The organism is Bordetella tumbae, assembly GCF_965139195.1.
Lineage (GTDB): Bacteria > Pseudomonadota > Gammaproteobacteria > Burkholderiales > Burkholderiaceae_B > Bordetella_A > Bordetella_A tumbae.
Genome location: NZ_CBCSJH010000036.1, coordinates 1 through 20,826 on the forward strand (window position 1 = coordinate 1; position 20,826 = coordinate 20,826).

20 protein-coding genes and 1 tRNA gene are annotated in these 20,826 nt (G+C 61.3%); 10 read left to right on the forward strand and 11 right to left on the reverse strand.

The window, feature by feature from the left end; genetic code table 11:
* Positions 1–216: 216 nt before the first annotated feature.
* The 8 genes from ACNA0J_RS24535 to ACNA0J_RS24570 all read right to left on the reverse strand — a co-directional run bounded on the left by ACNA0J_RS24535 (position 217) and on the right by ACNA0J_RS24570 (position 7,041).
* A complete protein-coding gene (locus ACNA0J_RS24535) occupies positions 217–978 on the reverse strand; it encodes a CPBP family glutamic-type intramembrane protease (RefSeq protein WP_415821520.1) in 762 nt (253 codons plus the stop codon).
* 5 nt (positions 979–983) lie between these two features.
* Positions 984–1,580, reverse strand: a complete 597-nt coding sequence (gene pth / locus ACNA0J_RS24540; protein ID WP_415821522.1) for an aminoacyl-tRNA hydrolase — start codon at positions 1,578–1,580, stop codon at positions 984–986.
* Between the two features lie 132 nt (positions 1,581–1,712).
* Positions 1,713–2,327, reverse strand: coding sequence for a 50S ribosomal protein L25/general stress protein Ctc (locus tag ACNA0J_RS24545; RefSeq protein ID WP_415821524.1), 615 nt, complete (start codon positions 2,325–2,327; stop codon positions 1,713–1,715).
* Between the two features lie 138 nt (positions 2,328–2,465).
* A complete protein-coding gene (locus tag ACNA0J_RS24550) occupies positions 2,466–3,416 on the reverse strand; it encodes a ribose-phosphate pyrophosphokinase (protein ID WP_415806726.1) in 951 nt (316 codons plus the stop codon).
* A gap of 147 nt (positions 3,417–3,563) precedes the next feature.
* Positions 3,564–3,640: transfer RNA gene (locus ACNA0J_RS24555), tRNA-Gln, on the reverse strand.
* 1 nt (position 3,641) lies between these two features.
* Complete coding sequence (gene ispE / locus ACNA0J_RS24560) at positions 3,642–4,571, reverse strand: 4-(cytidine 5'-diphospho)-2-C-methyl-D-erythritol kinase (RefSeq protein WP_415821526.1); 930 nt, start codon at positions 4,569–4,571, stop codon at positions 3,642–3,644.
* The gene (gene lolB / locus ACNA0J_RS24565; protein ID WP_415821527.1) at positions 4,568–5,146 is read right to left on the reverse strand and encodes a lipoprotein insertase outer membrane protein LolB; all 579 of its coding nucleotides are present in this window, start codon (positions 5,144–5,146) and stop codon (positions 4,568–4,570) included. Before lolB ends, ispE begins: the two co-directional genes overlap by 4 nt.
* A complete protein-coding gene (locus ACNA0J_RS24570) occupies positions 5,143–7,041 on the reverse strand; it encodes a tetratricopeptide repeat protein (protein WP_415821528.1) in 1,899 nt (632 codons plus the stop codon). Before ACNA0J_RS24570 ends, lolB begins: the two co-directional genes overlap by 4 nt.
* Here ACNA0J_RS24570 and mutM point away from each other — a divergent pair.
* The 4 genes from mutM (at position 7,040) to ACNA0J_RS24590 (ending at position 11,191) form a co-directional block, all read left to right on the forward strand.
* The gene (gene mutM, locus ACNA0J_RS24575; protein WP_415821529.1) at positions 7,040–7,867 is read left to right on the forward strand and encodes a bifunctional DNA-formamidopyrimidine glycosylase/DNA-(apurinic or apyrimidinic site) lyase; all 828 of its coding nucleotides are present in this window, start codon (positions 7,040–7,042) and stop codon (positions 7,865–7,867) included. The two genes, ACNA0J_RS24570 and mutM, sit on opposite strands and share 2 nt — an antisense overlap.
* Before the next feature lie 307 nt (positions 7,868–8,174).
* Positions 8,175–9,128 carry an MBL fold metallo-hydrolase gene (locus ACNA0J_RS24580; RefSeq protein WP_415821530.1) on the forward strand — a complete coding sequence of 318 codons (954 nt, stop codon included), beginning with the start codon at positions 8,175–8,177 and terminating at the stop codon, positions 9,126–9,128.
* 120 nt (positions 9,129–9,248) lie between these two features.
* Positions 9,249–10,982 (forward strand): FAD-dependent oxidoreductase, encoded by a 1,734-nt coding sequence (locus ACNA0J_RS24585; protein WP_415821531.1) that lies wholly within the window; start codon positions 9,249–9,251, stop codon positions 10,980–10,982.
* 11 nt (positions 10,983–10,993) lie between these two features.
* Entirely contained in the window at positions 10,994–11,191 is a 198-nt protein-coding gene (locus ACNA0J_RS24590) for a DUF2783 domain-containing protein (RefSeq protein WP_415821532.1), read from the forward strand.
* Positions 11,192–11,225: 34 nt separating this feature from the next.
* Here ACNA0J_RS24590 and ACNA0J_RS24595 read toward each other — a convergent pair whose 3' ends face one another.
* On the reverse strand, positions 11,226–12,125 hold the full coding sequence (locus tag ACNA0J_RS24595; RefSeq protein WP_415821533.1) for a LysR family transcriptional regulator: 900 nt from the start codon (positions 12,123–12,125) through the stop codon (positions 11,226–11,228).
* Positions 12,126–12,221: 96 nt separating this feature from the next.
* On the opposite strand from ACNA0J_RS24595, the gene ACNA0J_RS24600 reads away from it, so the two are divergent.
* From ACNA0J_RS24600 to ACNA0J_RS24615, 4 genes are read left to right on the forward strand one after another with little or no spacing between them, the layout of a single operon-like run.
* Positions 12,222–12,899 carry an HAD family hydrolase gene (locus ACNA0J_RS24600; RefSeq protein ID WP_415821534.1) on the forward strand — a complete coding sequence of 226 codons (678 nt, stop codon included), beginning with the start codon at positions 12,222–12,224 and terminating at the stop codon, positions 12,897–12,899.
* The gene (locus ACNA0J_RS24605) at positions 12,896–13,888 is read left to right on the forward strand and encodes a tripartite tricarboxylate transporter substrate-binding protein (protein WP_415821535.1); all 993 of its coding nucleotides are present in this window, start codon (positions 12,896–12,898) and stop codon (positions 13,886–13,888) included. The genes ACNA0J_RS24600 and ACNA0J_RS24605 overlap by 4 nt, the downstream gene beginning before the upstream one ends.
* Positions 13,889–13,916: 28 nt before the next feature.
* Entirely contained in the window at positions 13,917–15,062 is a 1,146-nt protein-coding gene (locus tag ACNA0J_RS24610) for a DSD1 family PLP-dependent enzyme (RefSeq protein ID WP_415821536.1), read from the forward strand.
* Positions 15,063–15,118: 56 nt separating this feature from the next.
* Complete coding sequence (locus ACNA0J_RS24615; protein ID WP_415821568.1) at positions 15,119–15,514, forward strand: RidA family protein; 396 nt, start codon at positions 15,119–15,121, stop codon at positions 15,512–15,514.
* 14 nt (positions 15,515–15,528) lie between these two features.
* Here ACNA0J_RS24615 and ACNA0J_RS24620 read toward each other — a convergent pair whose 3' ends face one another.
* Entirely contained in the window at positions 15,529–16,437 is a 909-nt protein-coding gene (locus tag ACNA0J_RS24620) for a LysR family transcriptional regulator (protein WP_415821537.1), read from the reverse strand.
* Between the two features lie 191 nt (positions 16,438–16,628).
* Between ACNA0J_RS24620 and hmgA the strand changes: the two genes are divergently transcribed.
* On the forward strand, positions 16,629–17,930 hold the full coding sequence (gene hmgA, locus ACNA0J_RS24625; protein ID WP_415821538.1) for a homogentisate 1,2-dioxygenase: 1,302 nt from the start codon (positions 16,629–16,631) through the stop codon (positions 17,928–17,930).
* Positions 17,931–17,944: 14 nt separating this feature from the next.
* Complete coding sequence (gene fahA / locus ACNA0J_RS24630) at positions 17,945–19,258, forward strand: fumarylacetoacetase (RefSeq protein ID WP_415821539.1); 1,314 nt, start codon at positions 17,945–17,947, stop codon at positions 19,256–19,258.
* Between the two features lie 601 nt (positions 19,259–19,859).
* On the opposite strand, the gene ACNA0J_RS24635 is transcribed toward fahA, so the two are convergent.
* Positions 19,860–20,813, reverse strand: coding sequence for a 2-hydroxyacid dehydrogenase (locus ACNA0J_RS24635; protein ID WP_415821540.1), 954 nt, complete (start codon positions 20,811–20,813; stop codon positions 19,860–19,862).
* Positions 20,814–20,826: the final 13 nt, after the last annotated feature.

Genomic DNA, 20,826 nt, shown 5'->3' on the forward strand with positions numbered 1-20,826 from the left:
CTCATGGGCCGAGTCGCGGCGATAGGCCCGGCGGGGCTTTTACACGCCGACCTCCTGCGCCAAAAGAACTCCAACCGACGCATGCCACAGACTACAACCATGACGTCCAAAAAAGCCCCCACGCCGCGCCTTCGGTTTGCTGCCCTCCGAGGGGGCGTTTTTGCATGGCCGCTATGAAAAAAGATTACAAAGAGCTAAACACGCTGAAACAACTGATTATCCCGCTCGATTCAATACCAGCATGATGATCAATATCGGGCCGGAATTGAAAATGCCATGCAAGAGAATGGCCGCGCCTATGCCCCGCCGCACGCGCATCCATCCCACCACCAAACCAGCCGACCATTGAGGCAAGACCAGCAAGGGCAACATCCAATAGGGAACATCGGCCAGGCGGAAATTGTTCAGATGCACCGCGGCGAATATCAGTGCGGATAGATGATAGACCCAGCCGAACCGCCAACGATAATAACGACGCCAGTCCATCTGCCAGCCTGACCGTTTGATACAGCCACGTCGCAGCGGCAGGCTGGCCAGCAATATGACCGCCACGGCCCATGCGATCGTCCATCCCTGCACGCCCCACAACAAAGGCGGCAGCATGGCAGGACATACCCATAGGGCCTGCCGGGGCCGGCGCAAGCCGTAGCGGAACAACATTTCCTCGATCAACGGCGCCCACAAGATGGCTGTCAGCCAGGGAATCGCGGCAGGGTCCATACGATGGGCTGCGCCACCGGAGTTCGCCGCCAGAACGGCGAGAGGCCCTAGTGCGATGAAATTCACCAGCCACAAAATCCCAGCCCAGGCGAGCAGACGGCCTAACGGGATTCCCGGCCACCAATCGCTGGCCAATCCACTGCTGGCGCGGCGGCCCGGCAATCGGCGCAAGTCCGGCTGGCGAAAAAAGTGCCAGAAATCAGCGAGCTCTTGCCGGAATCGCAGCTTGCCTTGCGGGGTGGCCAAGGTCGTGTTCATCTCGCTCAGGCCGAATTACCGCTATGCAGTTCGCGCGTAGCGCGCTCAATATCGCCATCCAGCATGGCCGGCACCACCACGCGGCAACGGCGAATCACCTCGTCGATAGCGGTCTGTTCGTCTCGGCGCGGCGGATGCAAAACAAAATCGGCGACTTGTTGCGCCAGGCCCAACGAACGAGGATGGCCGATACCGATACGCAGGCGCCAGAAATTCGGACTGCCCAGGGCGGCCTGGATGTCTTTCAGGCCATTGTGGCCTGCATGGCCGCCGCCTTGCTTCAGTTTCACCTGACCCGGCAGCAGATCCAGTTCGTCATGCAACACTAATACCTGTTCAGGCGTGAGTTTGTAAAACCTCGCCAATGCGCCCACCGACTGGCCCGAGCGGTTCATGTAGGTGATGGGCTTGGCCAACAACACGTTTTCGCCTGCGCGACGCGCTTTGGCGACCAAGCCAAAGAAGCTCTTTTCCAGGTTGAAGCTGGCATGCAAATCGTCGGCCAAATGGTCGGCCAGCCAGAACCCGGCGTTATGGCGGGTGGTTTCGTATTCCGGGCCAGGATTACCCAAACCCACGATGAGACGGATAGCAGTAGACATGGGGAGCATGATAAAGGGGAATGACTGTCTTTTGACTTTGCATCGCTGCAAGACAAAAAAACAAAACCCTGCGAATGCGAAAAGCATACGCAGGGTTTGCGCTGGTGCTCGGCTCAGGCCGAGAGCACTGGCTTAGGCTTCAGCGGGGGCTTCGCCTTCGCCTTCGTCAGCAGCAGCACCGCCGCCCTTGACCAGAGCCGTGGCCAACAACGGGTTGGCATCGCCACCGTGCGCCACGTAGGTCACGCCCTTGGGCAACTTGATGTCGGCCAAGTGCACCGAAGCGCCGCCCAGCAGGTCAGCCAGGTTGACTTCGATGAACTGAGGCAAGGCGGCCGGCAGGCAGGTGATTTCCAGTTCGGTAACCACATGGCTGATGATGGCGCTGCTCAGCTTGACCGCGGGCGATTCGTCGCCGTTGATGAAGTGCAGGGGCACCTTGGTGTGCAGGGCTTGGCCAGCATCGACGCGTTGGAAGTCGACGTGCAAGACTTGCGGCTTGTAGGCGTGCCATTGAACCGAACGCAGCAGAACGGGCTCTGCCTTGTTGCTGTCGACGTGCATTTGCAGGATCGAAGCGTGGAATTCTTCTTTGCGCAGGGCGTGGAAGATTTCGTTGTGGTCGAGTTCGATGTTCAGGGGGGCAGCCTTACCGCCATAAACGATGGCAGGAACGCGGCCCGCGCGGCGCAGGCGGCGGCTCGCACTCGAACCCTGGACGCTACGCGCAGTGGCATTGAATTTCATGGATGACTCCAGACAATCTGGCAGTGGCGACACTGCCGGTTAAGTGACACGGCACGCGACATGCGTACCGTGTTGTTCGCCCCCCTGCCGCGACCAGCAAGCGGGCAAATTCGAAAATGCGGACTGACGTCGATAACGTCAGTCGGTAAACAGTGAGCTGACCGATTCGGCGTTGGAAATACGCAGAATGGTTTCGCCCAGCAATGCCGCGCAGGACAGCTGGCGGATCTTGCTGCTGGCTTGGCCTTGCTCGGACAGCGGGATGGTGTCGGTCACGACCAGCTCGTCGAGCTCGGAGCCCTCGATGCGGTCGATCGCGCCACCGGACAACACGGGGTGCGTGCAATACGCGTAAACAGCACCGGCGCCACGGTCTTTCAGGGCCTGAGCGGCCTTGCACAGCGTGCCGGCGGTATCCACCATGTCATCCATGATGATGCAGGTACGGCCATCGACCTCGCCGATGATGTTCATGACCTCGGACACGTTCGCACGAGGGCGGCGTTTGTCGATGATGGCCAGGTCGGCTTCGAGCTGCTTGGCCAGTGCACGAGCACGCACCACGCCGCCGATATCGGGCGACACCACGACCAGGTTGGAGAAATTGCGGCGCCAAATGTCGCCCAGCAAAATCGGACCGGCGTAAATGTTGTCGACCGGAATGTCGAAAAAGCCCTGGATCTGGTCAGCATGCAAGTCCATGGTCAGTACGCGGTCAACGCCGGCGACCTGGAGCATGTTGGCCACGACCTTGGCCGAGATCGCCACACGTGCCGAACGCGGGCGGCGGTCCTGGCGGGCATAGCCGAAGTACGGAATGGCGGCAGTGATGCGGCCAGCCGACGCGCGACGCAGGGCATCTACCATGACCATGATTTCCATCAGGTTGTCATTGGTAGGTGCACAGGTGGGCTGTAAAACAAAAACGTCTTTGCCGCGCACGTTTTCGTTGATTTCAACCATCACCTCGCCATCGGAAAATCGGCCGACGGTCATTTTGCCGAGAGACATATCCAGATGGTTGACTACGTCCACAGCCAAGCGGGTGTTGGCTGTGCCGGTGAAGATCATGAAGCTGTCGTTTGCCATGATGGAAGCTGCTGCGATGGTCGGTTAAGACGCGAAAACGTGTACTGCTGTACGGAGATACACGCCGGAAACCCGGCAAATAAAAAAGCTGCTGAACCGAGGCCAGTGTCTGACAGGCGCGTTCAACAGCTTTTTTATTGAAATTTTTGGCTGGGGAGGAAGGATTCGAACCTTCGCATGCCGGAATCAAAATCCGGTGCCTTAACCAGCTTGGCGACTCCCCAACTATCTTGCGATCCAGTCCCGCAACGGATGCTCAGCCAACCCGGGACATACCCGTATCAACCTGAATCCGACTTGCGTGTTGCTAGTTAATTTACCAGCGACGCGCATTGTAGCGGTAATTTCGTGCTCCGCCAAAACGGCCTGGCTGGCTGTCGAAAACTGGGCGAACAAACACGCGCCAGACCCCGACATGCGGACGTGGAGACCACGCCCCGATAGCCACTGCGCTGCCTGAGAAACCTCTGGATAGCGCCGGTAAACCACCGGTTCCAAGTCGTTTCTGCCGAAAAATCCCGGTGCTGCCTGCGCTGCAGTGCCTGCACCAAAATTTTGTGAAGCAAGAAAGTCCGCTATTGTGACGGAAGAAGAATCCCTTGTCAAATCCGGATCGGAAAAAATATTTGCGGTGGGCACACTCGTGTCGGGCTGAGCCACTAAATAGGTCGCGGCAGGCAGGTCCAGGGGAGACAAGATTTCCCCGACCCCCTCGGCAAAAGCAGATTGTCCGAACACAAATACCGGGACATCAGCACCTAGCGGCAAGGCCAAGGCCATCAGCTCACGGCGTGACAGGCCCGTACCCCACAGGCGATTCAGTGCAATCAGCGTCGAGGCGGCATCACTGGAGCCCCCGCCCAGGCCGCCGCCTTGGGGAATCTGTTTTTCGAGAGCGATATTGACCCCCTGCCGAACACCGGCCGCCTGTTGCAACGCGCGGGCCGCGCGTACGGTGAGGTCTTGCTCGGGCGGTACGCCAGGTACATCCGAAACACGCTCGATACGGCCATCGCCGCGTGCCTCAAAATGCAGCGTGTCACATAGGTCTATGAATCGAAATGCCGTCTGCAGCAGATGATAACCATCGGCACGGCGGCCAACCACATGCAGAAATAAATTCAGCTTGGCCGGCGCCGGAACGTCATACATCATGGCTGATCAACTGCCAGCCGTACCGCAATGCGGCGGCCTGGCTCGACGCGCTGCAATACCAGCAGGCCCGGACCCTGCGTGTCGTAACGCGACAGACGGGCTTGCCAGCCGTTCTGCTGGAACGAAACGGGGTGGCCCAAGTCGTCACGCTGCACATCCGTGGCCGAGGTATCGGCGACACGGCCACGCATCCAATCGCGCAGATTCGATACGGGAATCGGGCCGCCGAGGGCTTCTTCAGCCAATTCGTCGGGGTTGCGGGCCTCGTAAACGGCACCGTCGGCCTTGGTCAGCGTGGCGTGTCCCGGACGGCCTTCGACGCGCGCCTGGATAGACCCTAATGGGGTAGTCAGATCCAGACGATAGCGGCTGCCGTCGTCGTGCCAGTCAAACCCGCCCTGCACGGCCTTTTGTTGCCCATCGGACTCTGTGACGGTGATCGCGAAACGGCCGTTACGGGAGAACGCACCGTTGTCCGTACTCATGGGTGCCTCGGGCACGCTGGTGCAAGCCGTCACCAAAGCGCAAGCCCCTGCAAACAACCAAGCGCGCAATCTTGTAAAGCTCCCGCTCATTTCGCGCCCTCAAGCTGCACGCCAAGCCGTTTGGCGGTGTCTAACAAGGTGCGGTTTTTCGGATCCTTTTTGAACCCGGCCTGCAGTAACTCCTGGGCTTTTGCGCGCTGTCCCCGGGTCCACAATACCTCGGCCCAGTGGGCGGCGATATCCGCCTCGGGCTGTTGCGCATAGGCGCGCGACAAGTAGTCTGCTGCCGCCTGGCTATCGCCCATACGGAATTTGACCCAGCCCATGCTGTCCAGCACAAAGGGATTGTCGGGCAGCAATTCCAGCGCCTGCGTAATCAGGTCCAACGCCTCGGGCAGACGCTCGTTGCGATCCGCCAGGGTATAACCCAAGGCGTTGTAGGCATGCGCATGATCGGGATCGAGCGCAATGACCTGCCGCAGCTGTGTTTCCAGTTCTTTGTAGCGTCCCTGACGTTCGTACAGCATCGCCAGTTCGTATTTGATCTCAATGGTGTCGGGCTGAGCCTGATTGGCCGCCTCCAGGACCTTGACCGCCTCGTCGATACGATCGGCGTCACGCAATATCTGCGCCTTGGTCAGCACGCCCTGGATCTGGTCGTCTTCGTCATTGGGCTGCGCGGCATCGACCATCGTCAGCGCCTCGTTCACACGCCCTTGTTTGGCGCGTAATCCCGCTTGACGCATCTGCGCGGAATAGCGCAGAGCCGGGTCGTCGATCTGGCCCAACTGCGAGATGGCCTCATCGTACTGACCCTGGTCCTCGGCGATACGCGAGAGCAGAACGCGCGCATCGGCCTCGGCGGCGCCCGCATCGGTTGCCCCTTCGGCGATGGCCTCCTGGCGTTGATTCTGGACGTCGAGATATTCCTGGAGCAATACGCGCGCCTGGTCTTTCCGGTTGGCCTTGTAAGCCAACTGTGCCTGCAGGTACAGCAGGTCAAAGTCCTCTGGTGCACGGCGCGACATCACCTGCAATTCGGCCAACGCCCCGTCGTAATCGCCCCGATCGGCGATCAGGCCCGCCAGCGACAAATGCAATTTACGGGCATCGGGGTGTTTGGCCAAAAAGGCGCGTGCCTCGCTTTCTGCACGGACCGGATCGACTCTCGCACCATATTCCAGTACGCGTTGCGCGGCGGCTTCCGAGCTCGGATCGGCCTGCAATGCAGCGCGCGATTCGGCCACAGCGCGGGCGTCTTCGCCGGCAGCTTGAGCCACATCGGCCAGCGCCAGATGCGCCTCGGGCAGCTTGCGCACCTCGGGGCTGAACGATTCATTCAAAATCCGCAGAGCCAGGCGGCGATCATTGAGGCGGCTGAGCACTCCGAGCGCCTGGGCAATCGCAGCGGGCTTGTTCGGAGAGGCATCGATGCGGTTGCGCAATGCTGCAGACAACCCCGTCGTTTCGCCATTGGCGGCAGCTAAAGCCAGCTCGGTGGAGCTGGCCTCCAGATCGCGAGGCGCCTGGCGTGACCAGGTGCGCGCGGCCGCTAAAGCGCCCGGCAAGTTACCGCCCGCAAGCTGGAATTCCAGCGCGCGACGCGCCAAGCGGGGATCACCGGTTTCCTGCGACAGCCCCAACAAGGTCGTTGCCGCCGTGTCGTACATGCCGCGTTGCGCCGCGATCTCGGACGCCATGATGCGAAAAAAGATATCGCCTGTCAGCGATACATAAGGCAGTTGGCCGGGCCGCAAGCGTATGACTTGGGTCTCTGGGCCTCGGGGCTGAGTGCCCATGCGCGGCCCTGTGGCATCGCCCGGAACGGCACCGGCGGCCAGCGCCGGTAATGGCTGTAAGCCGGCCAGCGCAAACGCCAGCACGGAAGTTAGGAAATGAACTGATTTGAATGACGACTTCACACGACCCGCCCGGTTAATGGCACAATCATCTGTACAACGTTTGATCATCTTACACTGGCTCATGCCGGAACTCCCCGAAGTCGAAACAACGCGTCGCGGAATCGACGCCGTCATTACCGGCAAGACACTGCGCCGCCTGGTCGTGCGCGAGGCCCGTATGCGTTGGCCTATCCCTGCTGAACTGCCCTCACTGCTTTCCGATCGTACGGTCCTGGAATGTGCGCGCCGCGGCAAATATCTGTTACTACGTTTCGAACATGGTACGCAGATTGTGCACCTGGGCATGTCGGGGTCGCTGCGCAGCGTGCCGGCAGACGAGGCCCCGCGTAAACACGATCACGTCGACTGGATCTTCGAGCACACTACGCTGCGGCTGCACGATCCGCGCCGTTTTGGCGCGGTGCTGTGGCATCCGGATAGCGATGGGCCGATCATTGCCCACCCCTTGTTGGCAAAGCTGGGAATCGAGCCGTTTGATCCACGCTTTGATGGAGCTTGGCTGTACCAGCAGTTTCGTGGCCGCAGCATGGCCATCAAGCAGGCTTTGCTGGCGGGCAGCGCCGTGGTCGGCGTGGGTAACATTTACGCTTCGGAAAGCCTGTTTCGAGCTGGAATCGATCCTCGGACGCCAGCCAGCCGGGTCTCTCTGGCGCGGTGCACGCGGCTGGCCGACAGCATCCGGGCCACGCTGGCCGATGCGCTGGCGTCGGGCGGCAGCACCCTGCGCGACTATGTGGGTGCGACCGGGCAACCGGGCAGCTATTTCGATATCCATGCCGCTGTCTACGAACGTGACGGCCAGCCCTGCCGGGTTTGCAGCACGCCTATCCGGCGATTGGCCCAAGGCCAACGCGCCACTTATTACTGCCCTCGCTGCCAACGGCGATAAGCCGCCCTCCGCGCCCTGCATTCCCTCCTGTCCCGGATAGCTCGCGCCTCCCCTGAGCGCAGAAGCAGGCTGTGCGCGAACGAGTTTGGGGACGGCCGTGCGCCCCCAATGACGCCTCTCTGCGGCGGTCCGCCCGGCACGGCGAACGACCATCCCGGATGGAGCCTGCTTACGCCTGCTCACCACGAACACGACGGACGTGCTTCGATAATTCGTTTATAGCGAACGTATTGCATAAAAACGAATTGCAATTTAATATTGCCTCCATCGCCGCGGCCCGTCGGCCGAAATAAAACAAGGAGACATCGTGAGCAAACAATTCGCTTCGCACGCTGACATGGCCGACAAGGTCGTGTCGTTCGACAAGCTTTCCGACAACGCCTACGCCTACACCGCCGAGGGCGACCCGAACACGGGCGTCATCATCGGCGACGAAGCCGTGATGGTGATCGACACTCAGGCAACGCCCGTCATGGCGCAGGATGTCATTCGCCGCATCCGCGAAGTCACCGACAAGCCGATCAAATACATCCTGCTGTCGCACTACCATGCGGTGCGCGTGTTCGGCGCCTCGGCCTATAACGCACAGGAAATTCTGGCCAGCCGCGACACGTACGACCTGATCGCCGAGCGCGGTGAGCAGGACAAGGCCAGTGAAATCGGGCGTTTTCCCCGCCTGTTTCGCAACGCTGAGTCCATTCCGCCCGGTCTCGTGTGGCCTACCATGACGTTTCAAGGCGCCATGACGGTGAATCTGGGCAATCTGGAGGTCCAACTGTTGCAAGTCGGGCGTGGCCATACCAAAGGTGACACCATCGCTTGGCTGCCAGAGCAAAAGATCCTGTTTGCAGGCGATCTGGTCGAATACCAATCCACGCCCTATTGCGGCGACGCCTATTTCCGTGACTGGCCCGGCACGCTGGATACGCTGGCCGGATTCAACGCTGAAAAAATGGTTCCCGGCCGCGGACCGGCATTGAAAAACGCCACCGAAGTCCGGCAGGGACTGGCTGGTACCCGCGCATTTCTGACCGATCTGTACAGCGCCGTGAACCGCGGGGTCGCCGATGGCAAAGATCTGAAGACGATCTACCGCGAGGTTTATGACTTCATGCAGCCTCGCTATAGCGACTGGGTCATCTTTGATCACTGCATGCCGTTTGACGTATCGCGTGCCTACGATGAAGCCTCCGGCTACGACGATCCGCGCATCTGGACGGACAAGCGTGATATCGAGATGTGGAAACAGTTGGAAGGCTGATCTGCCGAACAAAGGGTCGTAACAACAACATCTGCATCGCAAGGCTCACGCACGTCCCCCATCAGAGGGGGTGGCGACGGGCCGTGATGAGCGAAAACGCTCGTCATCAGGAGACCATGCGTGACCGATATCGATTATCAGGCGTTGGAATTCGCCTATTTAAAACACGCGGATCAGACAGCCCCCGCGCCCGCATCGCATCGCGTGATCGTGGTCGGTGCTGGCCCTGTCGGCCTGACGACTGCATTGGACTTGGCGCAGCGCGGCGTATCGGTCGTCGTGCTGGACGACGATTGCAAATTGTCCACTGGATCGCGCGCTATCTGTTTTGCCAAGCGTACCTTGGAAATCTGGGATCGCCTAGGTATAGGTGAGCGGATGACCAGCAAGGGCGTGTCGTGGAACGTCGGCAAAATATTTTTCCGCGACCAGGAGGTCTGGCGTTTTGATCTGCTGCCCGAGCACGGCCATCGACGTCCGGCCTTTGTCAATTTGCAGCAATACTATGTCGAAGGCTTCTTGTACGAAGCCGCTGCGGCCCACCCATTGATCGACCTGCGCTGGAAAAACAAAGTGGTGGGCGTCACGCAGCGGGCGAACGGCGTCGATTTGAGTATCGAGACACCTGACGGCTCGTATGAACTGCATAGTGAATGGGTGATTGCGTGTGATGGCGCACGCTCGCCCATCCGCAAACTGCTGGGCCAGGAAAGCCATGGCCGCGTTTTTAAGGATCGATTCCTGATCGCCGACGTGAAAATGCACGCCGATTTCCCGGCCGAGCGATGGTTCTGGTTCGATCCGCCTTTTCATCCGAATCAATCGGTGCTGCTGCACATGCAGCCTGATAATGTATGGCGCATCGATTTCCAGCTGGGGTGGAATGCCGACCCCGTAGAAGCGATCAAACCCGCCAATGTCCTGCCGCGCATTCGCGCTCTGCTGGGCGCCGAGGCGCAATTTGAATTGCAATGGGCGAGTGTTTATACCTTTGCCTGCGAACGCATGGACGCGTTTCGTCACGGGCGCATTGTGTTTGCGGGCGATGCTGCGCATCGTGTCTCGCCCTTTGGCGCACGCGGCGCGAACAGTGGCGTGCAGGATGCTGAAAACCTGGCGTGGAAATTGCAAGCGGTCCTGGCCGGCATCGCACCCGAAACATTGATCGATACCTATGCCTCGGAACGCGAACACGCCGCTGATGAAAACCTGTTGAACTCCACTCGATCGACCGATTTCATCACGCCCAAGAGCGCGACGAGCCGGCATTTCCGTAATGCGGTCTTGAACCTGGCGCGCGAACATCCTTTCGCGCGTGGCCTGGTCAATAGCGGACGGCTCTCGTTGCCCAGCACTTACGTAGACTCGCCGCTGAACACGCGTGATGCGGATGTGGTTGATGTCCACGCACTCGCTGGCCCCGAGGCTCCTCCAGAAAATGTCGCCGCATTTACAGGCCGCATGGTGCCGGGCGCCGTGGCGCTCGATGCCCCCGTTCGTGATGCGCAGGACAATGAATCCTGGTGGCTATCGTATCTGGATGGCCGCTTTGTGCTGGCGTTGTTTTGCGGCGCCGTCGCACCGGACAGCACAACGCTGGAGGCATTGCAACGTCTCGCGCACGGCGCCATGCCGGTGCGTATCGTATTGATCGGTGATGGCAGCGCGCCGTTGATCGTCCCCGATGACTTCACGGTTGTACAGGATGAGCATGCCTGCCTCACGCAACGCTACGATGCTCGCCCTGGCACCTGCTATTTATTGCGGCCCGATCAGCATATTGCCGCTCGCCGCCGTGAATTCGACGAGACCGTCATGAACGCAGCATTGCAACGCGCCCTGGGCCGAGCTTGAAGGAATCCATCATGCCCCTCATCGTTGAACCCAATTTACCCGCCCCGGACGCGTTCTACGAGACCTTGATCGATACGCATTGCGGCCTGACGGATGAACAAAGCGCCGAAATGAATGCCGCGCTGATTCTGCTGTTGGCCAATCATATTGGCGACATGGAGATCATCCGGGAGGCACTGCAGCGAGCGCGTCAGTCGGTGCAAGGTTGACGTCCTGCGACACGGAAGTGGGGCAGGACTGACTCTAGACAGTCTCGTCGAAGCATGCCAGCAACGCCTTGACCCGCGCACTGCGGCCTTTGCGACCCGGCACCAGCAGCATGACCGGAGCGGCCTCCAATTGCCAAGCTGGCAACACGCGTACCAGCGTGCCACGCGCCACGGCTGCCTCGGCATCCCATTGCGAGCGCACCACCATACCCATACCCTGTTCGGCCCAGGCTCGCGCCACATTGCCGTCGTTAGAGACGTAGGCGGCTGTCACCCGCACCGTCTCAAAAGCCTTTTGCCCCGCGGTGCGCCGGCCCGGCCGGCGAAAACGCCACAGGGTGACATCCTCGTCATTCTCACGGATGCAGATGCAGCGATGATGCAGCAGATCGCGGGGCTCGCGCGGCATGCCGAACGCTTGCAAGTAGTGCGGACTGGCACACAGCCAGCGCTCGTTGGCAGCCAGCCGCCGCGCCACCCACGACGAATCGCGCACCGCGCCGATATGCACGACGGCGTCGGCGTCGTGATAGTCCGGCCAGGGCGTTTCGCGCAAATCCAGTTGTACCCGCAAGCCCGGATAACGCTGCGCAAGGCGCGCCAACACCGGCGCGATGTGACGCCGTCCATAGCCGAATGGCGCGGCGACGCGTAGCGTGCCGGTCAGGCTGTTGTCGTCGCGCTGCAGCGCCTCGGGCAGGGCCTGCAGTTGAGCCAGCAGGACTGAGGCTTCCGCAGCAAAACGCTCACCCGCGGGCGTCAGGCTCAGACGGCGCGCGGTGCGCACCGCCAGCGCCAGACCCAGGGCCGTCTCCAGTTTGCGTAGCCGCATCGACAATGCGGGCGGCGTCACATTCAGTGCACGGGCAGCGCCACTCAGCGATGGCGCCTGGGCCAACGCGGCGATGAGCTCCAGATTCTCGATCCTGATCATTCAGCACAGCTTAACGATTGATGAAGAATCATTAAATCACAACGGGGTCAGCCTCGCCTATAGTCATCGCATTGCTCATCGACCTTGGAGTTCTTCATGTCTGCTGCGCCTGTTGCGTATCCACGTGCTGTGCTGTTCGACCTGCTCACGGCACTGCTCGATTCCTGGACCGTCTGGAATGCCGCCGCGGGGTCAGAACCGGTCGGGCGTGCCTGGCGCGCCGAGTACCTGCGCCTGACCTATGGCTGTGGGCGTTACGTGCCTTACGAGCAATTGGTGCGCGATGCCGCACGCACCGTTGGTTTGGCCGAGACCGCCCCCGCCGCACTGGAAGCGAGCTGGGACGGTCTGCCCCCATGGGACGGTGCTCGCACGCTGCTGCAGGCATTGCGTCCGCACTGCCGCCTGGCCGTCGTGACGAATTGCTCGCAACGGCTCGGTGAACGCGCTGCAGCGTTGCTGGGTATCGAGTGGGATACGGTCGTGACCTCCGAGCAGGCCGGCTACTACAAACCAGACCCCCGCCCTTACCAGATGGCGCTGGACATACTGGATGTGAAGCCGGCCGACGCGGCATTCGTGGCGGGCTCGGGATACGACCTGTTCGGCACTTCGCGGGTTGGTTTGCGCACCTATTGGCACAACCGCGTTGGCCTGGCCTTGCCGGACGGAGCACCGCAACCCGATATGCAGTCGTCCACACTGCAAGCCGCACTCCCCTGGCTGCAGACCTTTCAGACCACTGCCGCAGGACGTGCCGGAGATCGCTCATGAACCCGCTCCAACGCCTTGCGCTGCGACTGACTGCACTGTCTGGCCTGATGTTACTCGCGCTGCCAGCGGGCGCGCAGCAGGCCGATTATCCACAGCGCCCCATTACGCTGGTGGTGCCGTTTCCAGCCGGCGGCCCAAGCGACGCGCTAGCGCGTGGTTTTGCCCAACAGATGGGCGCACGATTGGGGCAGGCCGTCGTGGTGGAAAACGTCGGCGGCGCCGGCGGCACCATTGGCCTGCAGCGCGTGGCCCGCTCCGCCGCCGATGGCTATACGCTGGCCTTTGGCACGCTGGGCACGCACGTCGCCAACGCAGCCGTCTATCCGAAACTGCCCTACGACCCAGTGGCCGATTTCCAGCCGGTGGGGTTGGCCGGGTCGGCGCCCATGCTGCTGCTGGCTCACGCCGACTTCCCCGCCAACGACTTGGCGCAGTTTGCCGCCTGGCTGACCGCCCGGGGCAAGCAAGCCACCTACGGCAGCGCCGGCATCGGGTCAATTTCGCACTACGGCTGCGTGCTGCTTCTGGCTGCGCTCAAGCAATCGGCCACGCATGTTCCCTATCGCGGCGTGGCGCCGGCCATCAGCGATCTGATGGGTGGACAGACCGACTTCATGTGCGATCAGACCACCACCTCGCTGCCACAGATCGCGGGGGGCAAGCTCAAAGCCATTGCGATACTCTCGAACGAGCGGCTGGCGCAGCTGCCCGGCGTCGGCACGGCAGCGGAAGCTGGCTACGCGCTGGACGTACGTTCCTGGAACGCGATCTTTGCACCGCGCGGCACGCCCGAATCCGCCATGGCGCCGCTGCGCCAGGCCTTGCAGGCAGCTGCGGCCGATGCCAAATTCGGCAGCCAGATGCAGGCGGTAGGTGTAGACCTCCCGCAAAACGACGCCGCACAGCCGCAGGCAGTGACTACACTGATCGAACGTGGCCTGCGCGAAGATGTACCCGCCCTGCGGGCCAAGCAGGAATTCCTAGACTGAGGCGCCCCGCGCCACGATACGCTAACTCATGCCCCATTCCACTCATCCCCTCGCCCCTCTGGATACGCCTGCCGCCATCATCGACGTGGCGCGCATGCAGGCCAACATTACCCGTATGCAGCAACGCATGGACACGCTGGGCGTGACCCTGCGGCCGCACGTCAAGACCAGCAAATGCATACCTGTCGCTCAGGCTCAACTGGCCGCGGGCGCACGCGGCGTGACCGTGTCCACACTCAAAGAAGCCGAGCTGTTTTTCGAGGCCGGCGTCACCGACATTCTGTACGCTGTGGGCATGGCCGAACACCGCCTGCCGGCCGCCCTGGCACTGCGCCGGCGCGGCTGCGACTTGAAGATCATCACCGACAATGCCGCCTCGGCACAGGCCATCGCCGCGTTTGGACGCACGCACGGTGAACGCTTCGAGGTCTGGATCGAAATCGACACGGATGGCCATCGCTCCGGCATCAAACCGGAAGACGCCGCGCTGCTGGAAGTGGGCACGGCGTTGCACGAAGGTGGCATGCAGTTGGGCGGCGTCATGACTCACGCCGGCTCCAGCTACGATCTGGATACTGCATCGGCACTGGAGGCCATGGCCGAGCAGGAGCGCGCCGGCTGTGTACGCGCGGCCGAACGCCTGCGCGCCGCCGGCTTGCCCTGCCCAGTCGTCAGCGTGGGCTCAACGCCGACTGCACTGTCGGCCGTACAACTCCAAGGCGTGACCGAAGTGCGCGCTGGCGTCTATGTCTTTTTCGACCTGGTGATGCACAACATCGGCGTATGCCGCACTGACGAACTGGCACTCAGCGTGTTGACCACGGTAATCGGACATCAGACCGAAAAAGGCTGGGTCATCGTTGATGCCGGCTGGATGGCGATGAGCCGCGACCAAGGCACGCGCAAGCAAAAGCACGACTTCGGCTACGGCCAGGTGTGCACGCTCGACGGCGAGCCGTTGCCTGGGTATACGGTCATCGGCGCCAATCAAGAACACGGCATTGTGGCGGCCGCCACATCGGCAGGCGCGGATATCGCAGCGCAGTTTCCGATCGGCACGCGCCTGCGCATCCTGCCCAACCACGCCTGCGCCACCGGTGCACAATTCCCGCAATACCATGCCTTGTCGCCTGATGGCGGCCTGCAGGCCTGGGACCGCGCGCACGGTTGGTGAACACCATGTCCACGATCACTGATGCCACCACCACCACGGCGGGACAATCGCGTACCATGCCCGGCCCAGACGCCGAGATCCGATATGTCTCGCCCAGCACGCTGGCCACGCCCGGCGGCCACTACAGCCATGCCTGCGTCGCCAACGGCATGGTCTATGTTTCCGGCCAGTTGCCGATCCGGCACGACGGCGTGAAACTGGCTGACGCCTCGTTCGAGGATCAGGCACGCCAGGTCCTGGCCAATGTCGCCGCCGCACTGGAAGCGGCCGGCAGCGGCATCGACCGCCTGGTGCAGGTGCGGGTATATATCGACAGTGTCGAACACTGGCCGGCCTTCAATGCGGTGTACGCCGAATGGGCGGGAGCGGCGCGGCCAGCGCGCGCCATCGTGCCCACCGGCCCGCTGCATCATGGATTCAAGGTGGAAGTGGAAGCTGTCGCTAAAGCCTGAGTGCGCCCGCAGGCTCAGGACGCGTCGGCGAACGTATTGATCGTCATCGCGCGCAGCCATTGATTGCCGCCATCTCGATGAAAGCGCCGATGCCAATAGAGATTGGTCTGCAATGCCGGTACACGCAACGGCGGCGTCAGGAGCCCTAGTTGGAAATGTGTGGCCACCGTGTCGGCCAGTTTTTTAGGCACCGTCGCGAGCAAGTCGGTCGTGCTCACGATATAGGGCACGGCCGAAAAATGCGGCACGCTGAAATGGGCATCCAGCGCTACCCCGGCCTTTTCCAACGACTGATTCACCTGACCATACGGCGCTGCGTGCGACACGACCAAATGCCGTTCGGCGCGAAACGCTTTCAAACTCATCCCCTCGTGTGCGGTGGGATGGCCGCGCCGAAAGAGCGTCGCGTAACCCTGGCGAAACAACATGCGCTGCATAAAACCGCTGCCCAGGTCTTCGAATGCGCCTATCGCCAGATCAACGCGGCCCGCGTCCATTTCTCTACGCAAATCCGCGCCCGACAGCCGCAGCGAATCAATACGCACGCCCGGCGCGTGATGCGCACATTGCTCCATCAGCCTGGGCATAAAGTGAATCTCGCCCACGTCTGACATGGCGATGCGAAAACGCCGCTGACTGTCCGCCGCGCGAAAATCGTGTGTCGCATCCAGCGTGTGCGACAACAGCGCCAGCGCCTCGCCCACCGGCCCGCCCAATCGTTCTGCCTGAGGGGTGGGCTGCATGCCGTGCGCGGTGCGCACGAACAACTCGTCGCCCAGCACCGTACGCAAGCGCCGCAATGCATTGCTGACCGCCGGCTGAGACAGATCGAGCCGCCGGGCGACAGCCGAGATATTGCGTTCCTCCAGCAAATGCTGAAACACCACCAGCAGATTCAGATCGATATTGCGCAATTCAGCCATCGTTTTCCTTGAGCTGGCCTCAGCCAAACCACCATTCGACGATAGTACCAATATTCATGAAATTTATAGTCGATATTTTTTTATTCCCGTAGCCACGGCTCTACTTTTTTCCGACAATGAGACCTGCATCACGGCGCCCCCCCGGCCATTCACACACGGCCAACCCATACGTGCGCCAGGAGACTCACATCATGTCCTTGCAATACCAATCAGGCTTTGGCAACGACTGGGCCACGGAGGCCTTGCCCGGCGCATTGCCTATCGGCCGCAACTCCCCTCAGCGTTGCCCTTATGGCCTCTATGCCGAGCAATTGTCGGGCACGGCCTTTACCGCCCCGCGTTCCGAAAACCGCCGTTCATGGCTGTATCGTATCCGGCCCGGTGCACAGCACCAGCCGTTTGAGCCGTTCGGCGCAGCCTCACGTTGGCTCAGCGACTTTGGTACAGACCCCGTCACCCCCAATCAGCTGCGCTGGAGTCCGTTGGCCATTCCGAACAGTCCTACCGACTTTATCGAAGGCGTGCAAACCTGGGGCGGCAACGGCTCTCCGGGTGAGCAAAGCGGTGTCGGCATTCACCTGTATACGGCCAACCGCTCCATGCAGGGGCGTTTTTTCTATAACGCCGACGGCGAGCTCCTGATCGTGCCGCAACAAGGGCGGCTGCGCCTGGTCACAGAATTGGGCATCATCGAACTCGAACCCCAGGAGATCGCCGTCATCCCTCGAGGCGTACGCCTGCGCGTGGAGCTCCCTGATGGCGAGGCTCGCGGCTATATGCTGGAGAACTTCGGCGCAGCGCTGCGCCTGCCGGAGCTCGGGCCGCTGGGATCGAATTGCCTTGCCAACGCCCGCGATTTCCAGACGCCTGTCGCCTGGTACGAGGACATCGATGGCGACTTTGAATTGATCGCCAAGTTCACCGGCGGATTCTGGCGCGCCAAGATTGACCATTCCCCGCTGGACGTCGTCGCCTGGCATGGCACACATGCTCCGTATAAATACGACCTGCGCCATTTCAACACCGTCGGCTCGATCAGTTTCGATCACCCGGACCCTTCGATTTTTACCGTCCTGACTGCACCGTCCGACACCCCGGGCACCGCCAACATGGACTTCGCCATTTTCCCGCCGCGCGTGCTGGCCATGGTAGATACATTCCGTCCGCCCTGGTTTCACCGCAACGTCGCCAGCGAGTTCATGGGATTGATTCACGGCGTCTACGACGCCAAAGCCGAGGGTTTCGCCCCCGGTGGGGCGAGCCTGCACAACTGCATGAGCGGCCACGGCCCCGATGCGGAAACCTTTGAAAAAGCCAGCGTCGCCGACACCAAACAAGCGCATTACATCCGCGATACGATGGCCTTCATGTTCGAAACACGCCGCGTCATCCGGCCTACCGGCCAAGCGCTGGCCTGCGCTGAACTGCAAAGCGACTACTACCAATGCTGGCAGGGCCTGAAAAAACACTTCACGCCTTCCACCCCTAACTGATTGATACGACGCCCATGACCACTCTGAACGAAACCCACGACGCCGCCCTCACCAGTTGGGTCGCCAGCGCGAACGACGACACGACAGGCTTTCCGGTACAAAATCTGCCCTTTGCCGTATTCCGCAAACGCGGCTCCTCGGAAGCCTTCCGCCCCGGCGTCGCCATTGGCGACCAAATTGTCGATCTGGCCGCGTTGGCCAAACTGAACCTGTTCGACGGCCAGGCCGCCGCAGCGCTGAACGCCTGCACGGCAGACAGCCTGAACGCCCTGATGGCGCTGGGCCGTACCCACTGGAGTGCACTGCGCCTGTCGCTATCGCGCGCGCTGCGCACCGGTTCGACCTTGCAGTCGCAGATCGAGCCCTTGCTGTTCGCCCAAAGTGACGCCGAATACACCACACCCGCGCGCATCGGCGACTACACCGACTTTTATATCTCGGTGCATCACGCCACCAACATCGGCAAACAATTCCGCCCCGACAATCCCCTGCTGCCCAACTACAAATGGGTGCCCATCGGCTATCACGGCCGCGCCTCCAGCCTGGGCGTCAACCAACAGTTCCCGCGGCCCGTCGGCCAGACCCGCCCAGCCGCCGAAGGCGAAATGCCTCAATTCGGTCCTTGCCAACGCCTGGACTACGAACTGGAACTCGGCGTATTCGTAGGCACAGGCAACGAACAAGGCCACCGCATCCCGCTGGACCAAGCAGACGAACACGTCTTCGGCCTCTGCATCCTAAACGACTGGTCCGCACGTGACATCCAGGCCTGGGAATACCAACCGCTGGGCCCATTCCTGTCCAAAAACTTTGCCTCGACGATCTCGCCGTGGATCGTCACCCTCGAGGCCTTGGAGCCCTTCCGCACCGCCTTCACGCGCGCAGCCGGCGAGCCGCAACCCCTGCCGTACTTGGCCTCGGACACCAACCGAGCCCAGGGCGCCTACGACGTGCAAATGGAAGTACTCATGACCACACAGGCCTCCCGCACCGCCCAACATGCGCCTGCCCACCTGTCGGCCAGCAACTTCCGCGACGCTTACTGGAACATCGCTCAGTTGATCACGCACCACACCGTCAACGGCTGCAACCTGCAACCTGGCGACCTGCTCGGCACCGGCACCCTGTCCGGCCCTGAACCCGACCAAGTCGGCTCCATCCTGGAACTCACCCAAGGCGGCAAAACCCCCATCACCCTTCCGTGGGGCGAACAGCGCACCTTCCTGCAAGACGGCGACCAAATCATCATCCGCGCCGAATGCCGCAAACCCGGCTATCCGCGCATCGCCTTCGGCGAATCCGCCGGCACCGTCCTGCCTGCCCGGTAATCGTCTGTATCGCAGACGACCCGCCATTCAGCAATCACCGCCCGATGCTTTCATCGGGCGGGCTTACAGAGACGCGATTGCGCATGTCAGTGCACATCGTGAACCGATGGCTTTCATCGACACGCAAGACGATCGCGAATACTCCCGCACATCAGATCTGACCGCCATGCGGGGCAAACGGGCCGCCGATTCGAGATACCTCCACACGCTCTGTGCATGATCGTTTTCGTTGGGCGCGCAGGGCGCTCAACGAAAACAGCCCCGCAAGATCATCCTCTTTGCCACCACCGGCGCGCAAAAACGCCAAGCAAACAAAACGTGCCAGCGATGCAGGGAGCTCTAATTGCCGCCAGTCGAGCCGAGGCAATCGGGCCGGGAGGCCGCCTCAAAGCCNAGNGGAGCGGATGCTGAAGGTAGGCCCGAAGGGGCCGGACGAAGCGAGCGAACACGATGTCCGGCGCCCGCGCGCCGGACCGGCTTTGTGAAGCCCTCACGGCCCGATTGCCTCGGCTCGACGTCCAATAAGCACGCCACCCTCGATCAATGAGTACCGCATAACATAACAAGACCAACGCTACTCAGAGTCATCCAGACATAACCATCACCCAACCGGCGTAACCAAAGGCTTACCCGCGTAGAATTGCTCCGCATTTTCCAAGAACTTACGCACCGACATATCAATCGCCTGTGGCGAAATCCCAGCGATATGCGGGGTCAACACAGCATTATCCAGATCCAGCAGCGGCTGCGGCGGTGTAGGCTCGTTCTCGTAGACGTCCAGCGCCGCCGCCATCAATCTGCCATCGCGTAATGCCTGTGCGACCGCGTCCGTATCGACCAATGTGCCACGAGCAATGTTCACCAGCACGCCCTGCGGGCCGATGGCATTGATGATGGTCTCATTGATGATGTGATACGTTTCCTTGCCCCCGGGCGCAGCAACCACCAGAAAATCGCACCATTCAGCCAGGCTTTTCACGTCCCCGAAGTACTGAAAATCCACGTCCTCGCGTGGCCGGCGGTTGTGGTAGCCGATTTCCATATGGAAACCCAAGGCGCGGCGAGCGACTTTTTTCCCGATCGCCCCCATGCCCAAAATGCCCAGCCGACGATACGACACATGCGGCGGACGCGGAATATCGTCGCGCCACAAGCCATGCCGTACGCCATTATTGAGAAAGGGTAAACGTCGAATAGCCGCCAACAACAGCATCATCGCATGATCGGCGACACAGTCATCGTTGGTACCCGCCGCATTGGCAACAGGGATCCCACGCGCTCTGGCATGTTCAACGGCCACATTTTCATAACCGACACCCACCGTACAGATCAGCTCCAACGCGGGCAGGCGGTCGATTTCGCTGGCCAATAAGCCGTTGGTGCCATTCGTCAACACCACTTTGATTTCATGTCCACGGGCAGCGATCTGCGTCTCACCGTTGGACCGGTCCTTGCCCAAATGCGCATTCGGTGCGTAGATCATGTCGAATCGCTCGCTTACCAAAACACGATGCTCTTCTGACAAAAACACCAGGACCAGCAATACAGGTTTCATGCAACATGTCTCC

What these genes read in the sequence shown, in the direction of transcription:
- ACNA0J_RS24535 (WP_415821520.1), bottom strand. Translation starts at nt 978, where the DNA reads ATGAACACGACCTTGGCCACCCCGCAAGGCAAGCTGCGATTCCGGCAA.
- pth (WP_415821522.1), bottom strand. Translation starts at nt 1,580, where the DNA reads ATGTCTACTGCTATCCGTCTCATCGTGGGTTTGGGTAATCCTGGCCCG.
- ACNA0J_RS24545 (WP_415821524.1), bottom strand. Translation starts at nt 2,327, where the DNA reads ATGAAATTCAATGCCACTGCGCGTAGCGTCCAGGGTTCGAGTGCGAGC.
- ACNA0J_RS24550 (WP_415806726.1), bottom strand. Translation starts at nt 3,416, where the DNA reads ATGGCAAACGACAGCTTCATGATCTTCACCGGCACAGCCAACACCCGC.
- ispE (WP_415821526.1), bottom strand. Translation starts at nt 4,571, where the DNA reads ATGATGTATGACGTTCCGGCGCCGGCCAAGCTGAATTTATTTCTGCAT.
- lolB (WP_415821527.1), bottom strand. Translation starts at nt 5,146, where the DNA reads ATGAGCGGGAGCTTTACAAGATTGCGCGCTTGGTTGTTTGCAGGGGCT.
- mutM (WP_415821529.1), top strand. Translation starts at nt 7,040, where the DNA reads ATGCCGGAACTCCCCGAAGTCGAAACAACGCGTCGCGGAATCGACGCC.
- ACNA0J_RS24570 (WP_415821528.1), bottom strand. Translation starts at nt 7,041, where the DNA reads ATGAGCCAGTGTAAGATGATCAAACGTTGTACAGATGATTGTGCCATT.
- ACNA0J_RS24590 (WP_415821532.1), top strand. Translation starts at nt 10,994, where the DNA reads ATGCCCCTCATCGTTGAACCCAATTTACCCGCCCCGGACGCGTTCTAC.
- ACNA0J_RS24595 (WP_415821533.1), bottom strand. Translation starts at nt 12,125, where the DNA reads ATGATCAGGATCGAGAATCTGGAGCTCATCGCCGCGTTGGCCCAGGCG.
- ACNA0J_RS24600 (WP_415821534.1), top strand. Translation starts at nt 12,222, where the DNA reads ATGTCTGCTGCGCCTGTTGCGTATCCACGTGCTGTGCTGTTCGACCTG.
- ACNA0J_RS24605 (WP_415821535.1), top strand. Translation starts at nt 12,896, where the DNA reads ATGAACCCGCTCCAACGCCTTGCGCTGCGACTGACTGCACTGTCTGGC.
- ACNA0J_RS24610 (WP_415821536.1), top strand. Translation starts at nt 13,917, where the DNA reads ATGCCCCATTCCACTCATCCCCTCGCCCCTCTGGATACGCCTGCCGCC.
- ACNA0J_RS24615 (WP_415821568.1), top strand. Translation starts at nt 15,119, where the DNA reads ATGCCCGGCCCAGACGCCGAGATCCGATATGTCTCGCCCAGCACGCTG.
- ACNA0J_RS24620 (WP_415821537.1), bottom strand. Translation starts at nt 16,437, where the DNA reads ATGGCTGAATTGCGCAATATCGATCTGAATCTGCTGGTGGTGTTTCAG.
- hmgA (WP_415821538.1), top strand. Translation starts at nt 16,629, where the DNA reads ATGTCCTTGCAATACCAATCAGGCTTTGGCAACGACTGGGCCACGGAG.
- fahA (WP_415821539.1), top strand. Translation starts at nt 17,945, where the DNA reads ATGACCACTCTGAACGAAACCCACGACGCCGCCCTCACCAGTTGGGTC.
- ACNA0J_RS24635 (WP_415821540.1), bottom strand. Translation starts at nt 20,813, where the DNA reads ATGAAACCTGTATTGCTGGTCCTGGTGTTTTTGTCAGAAGAGCATCGT.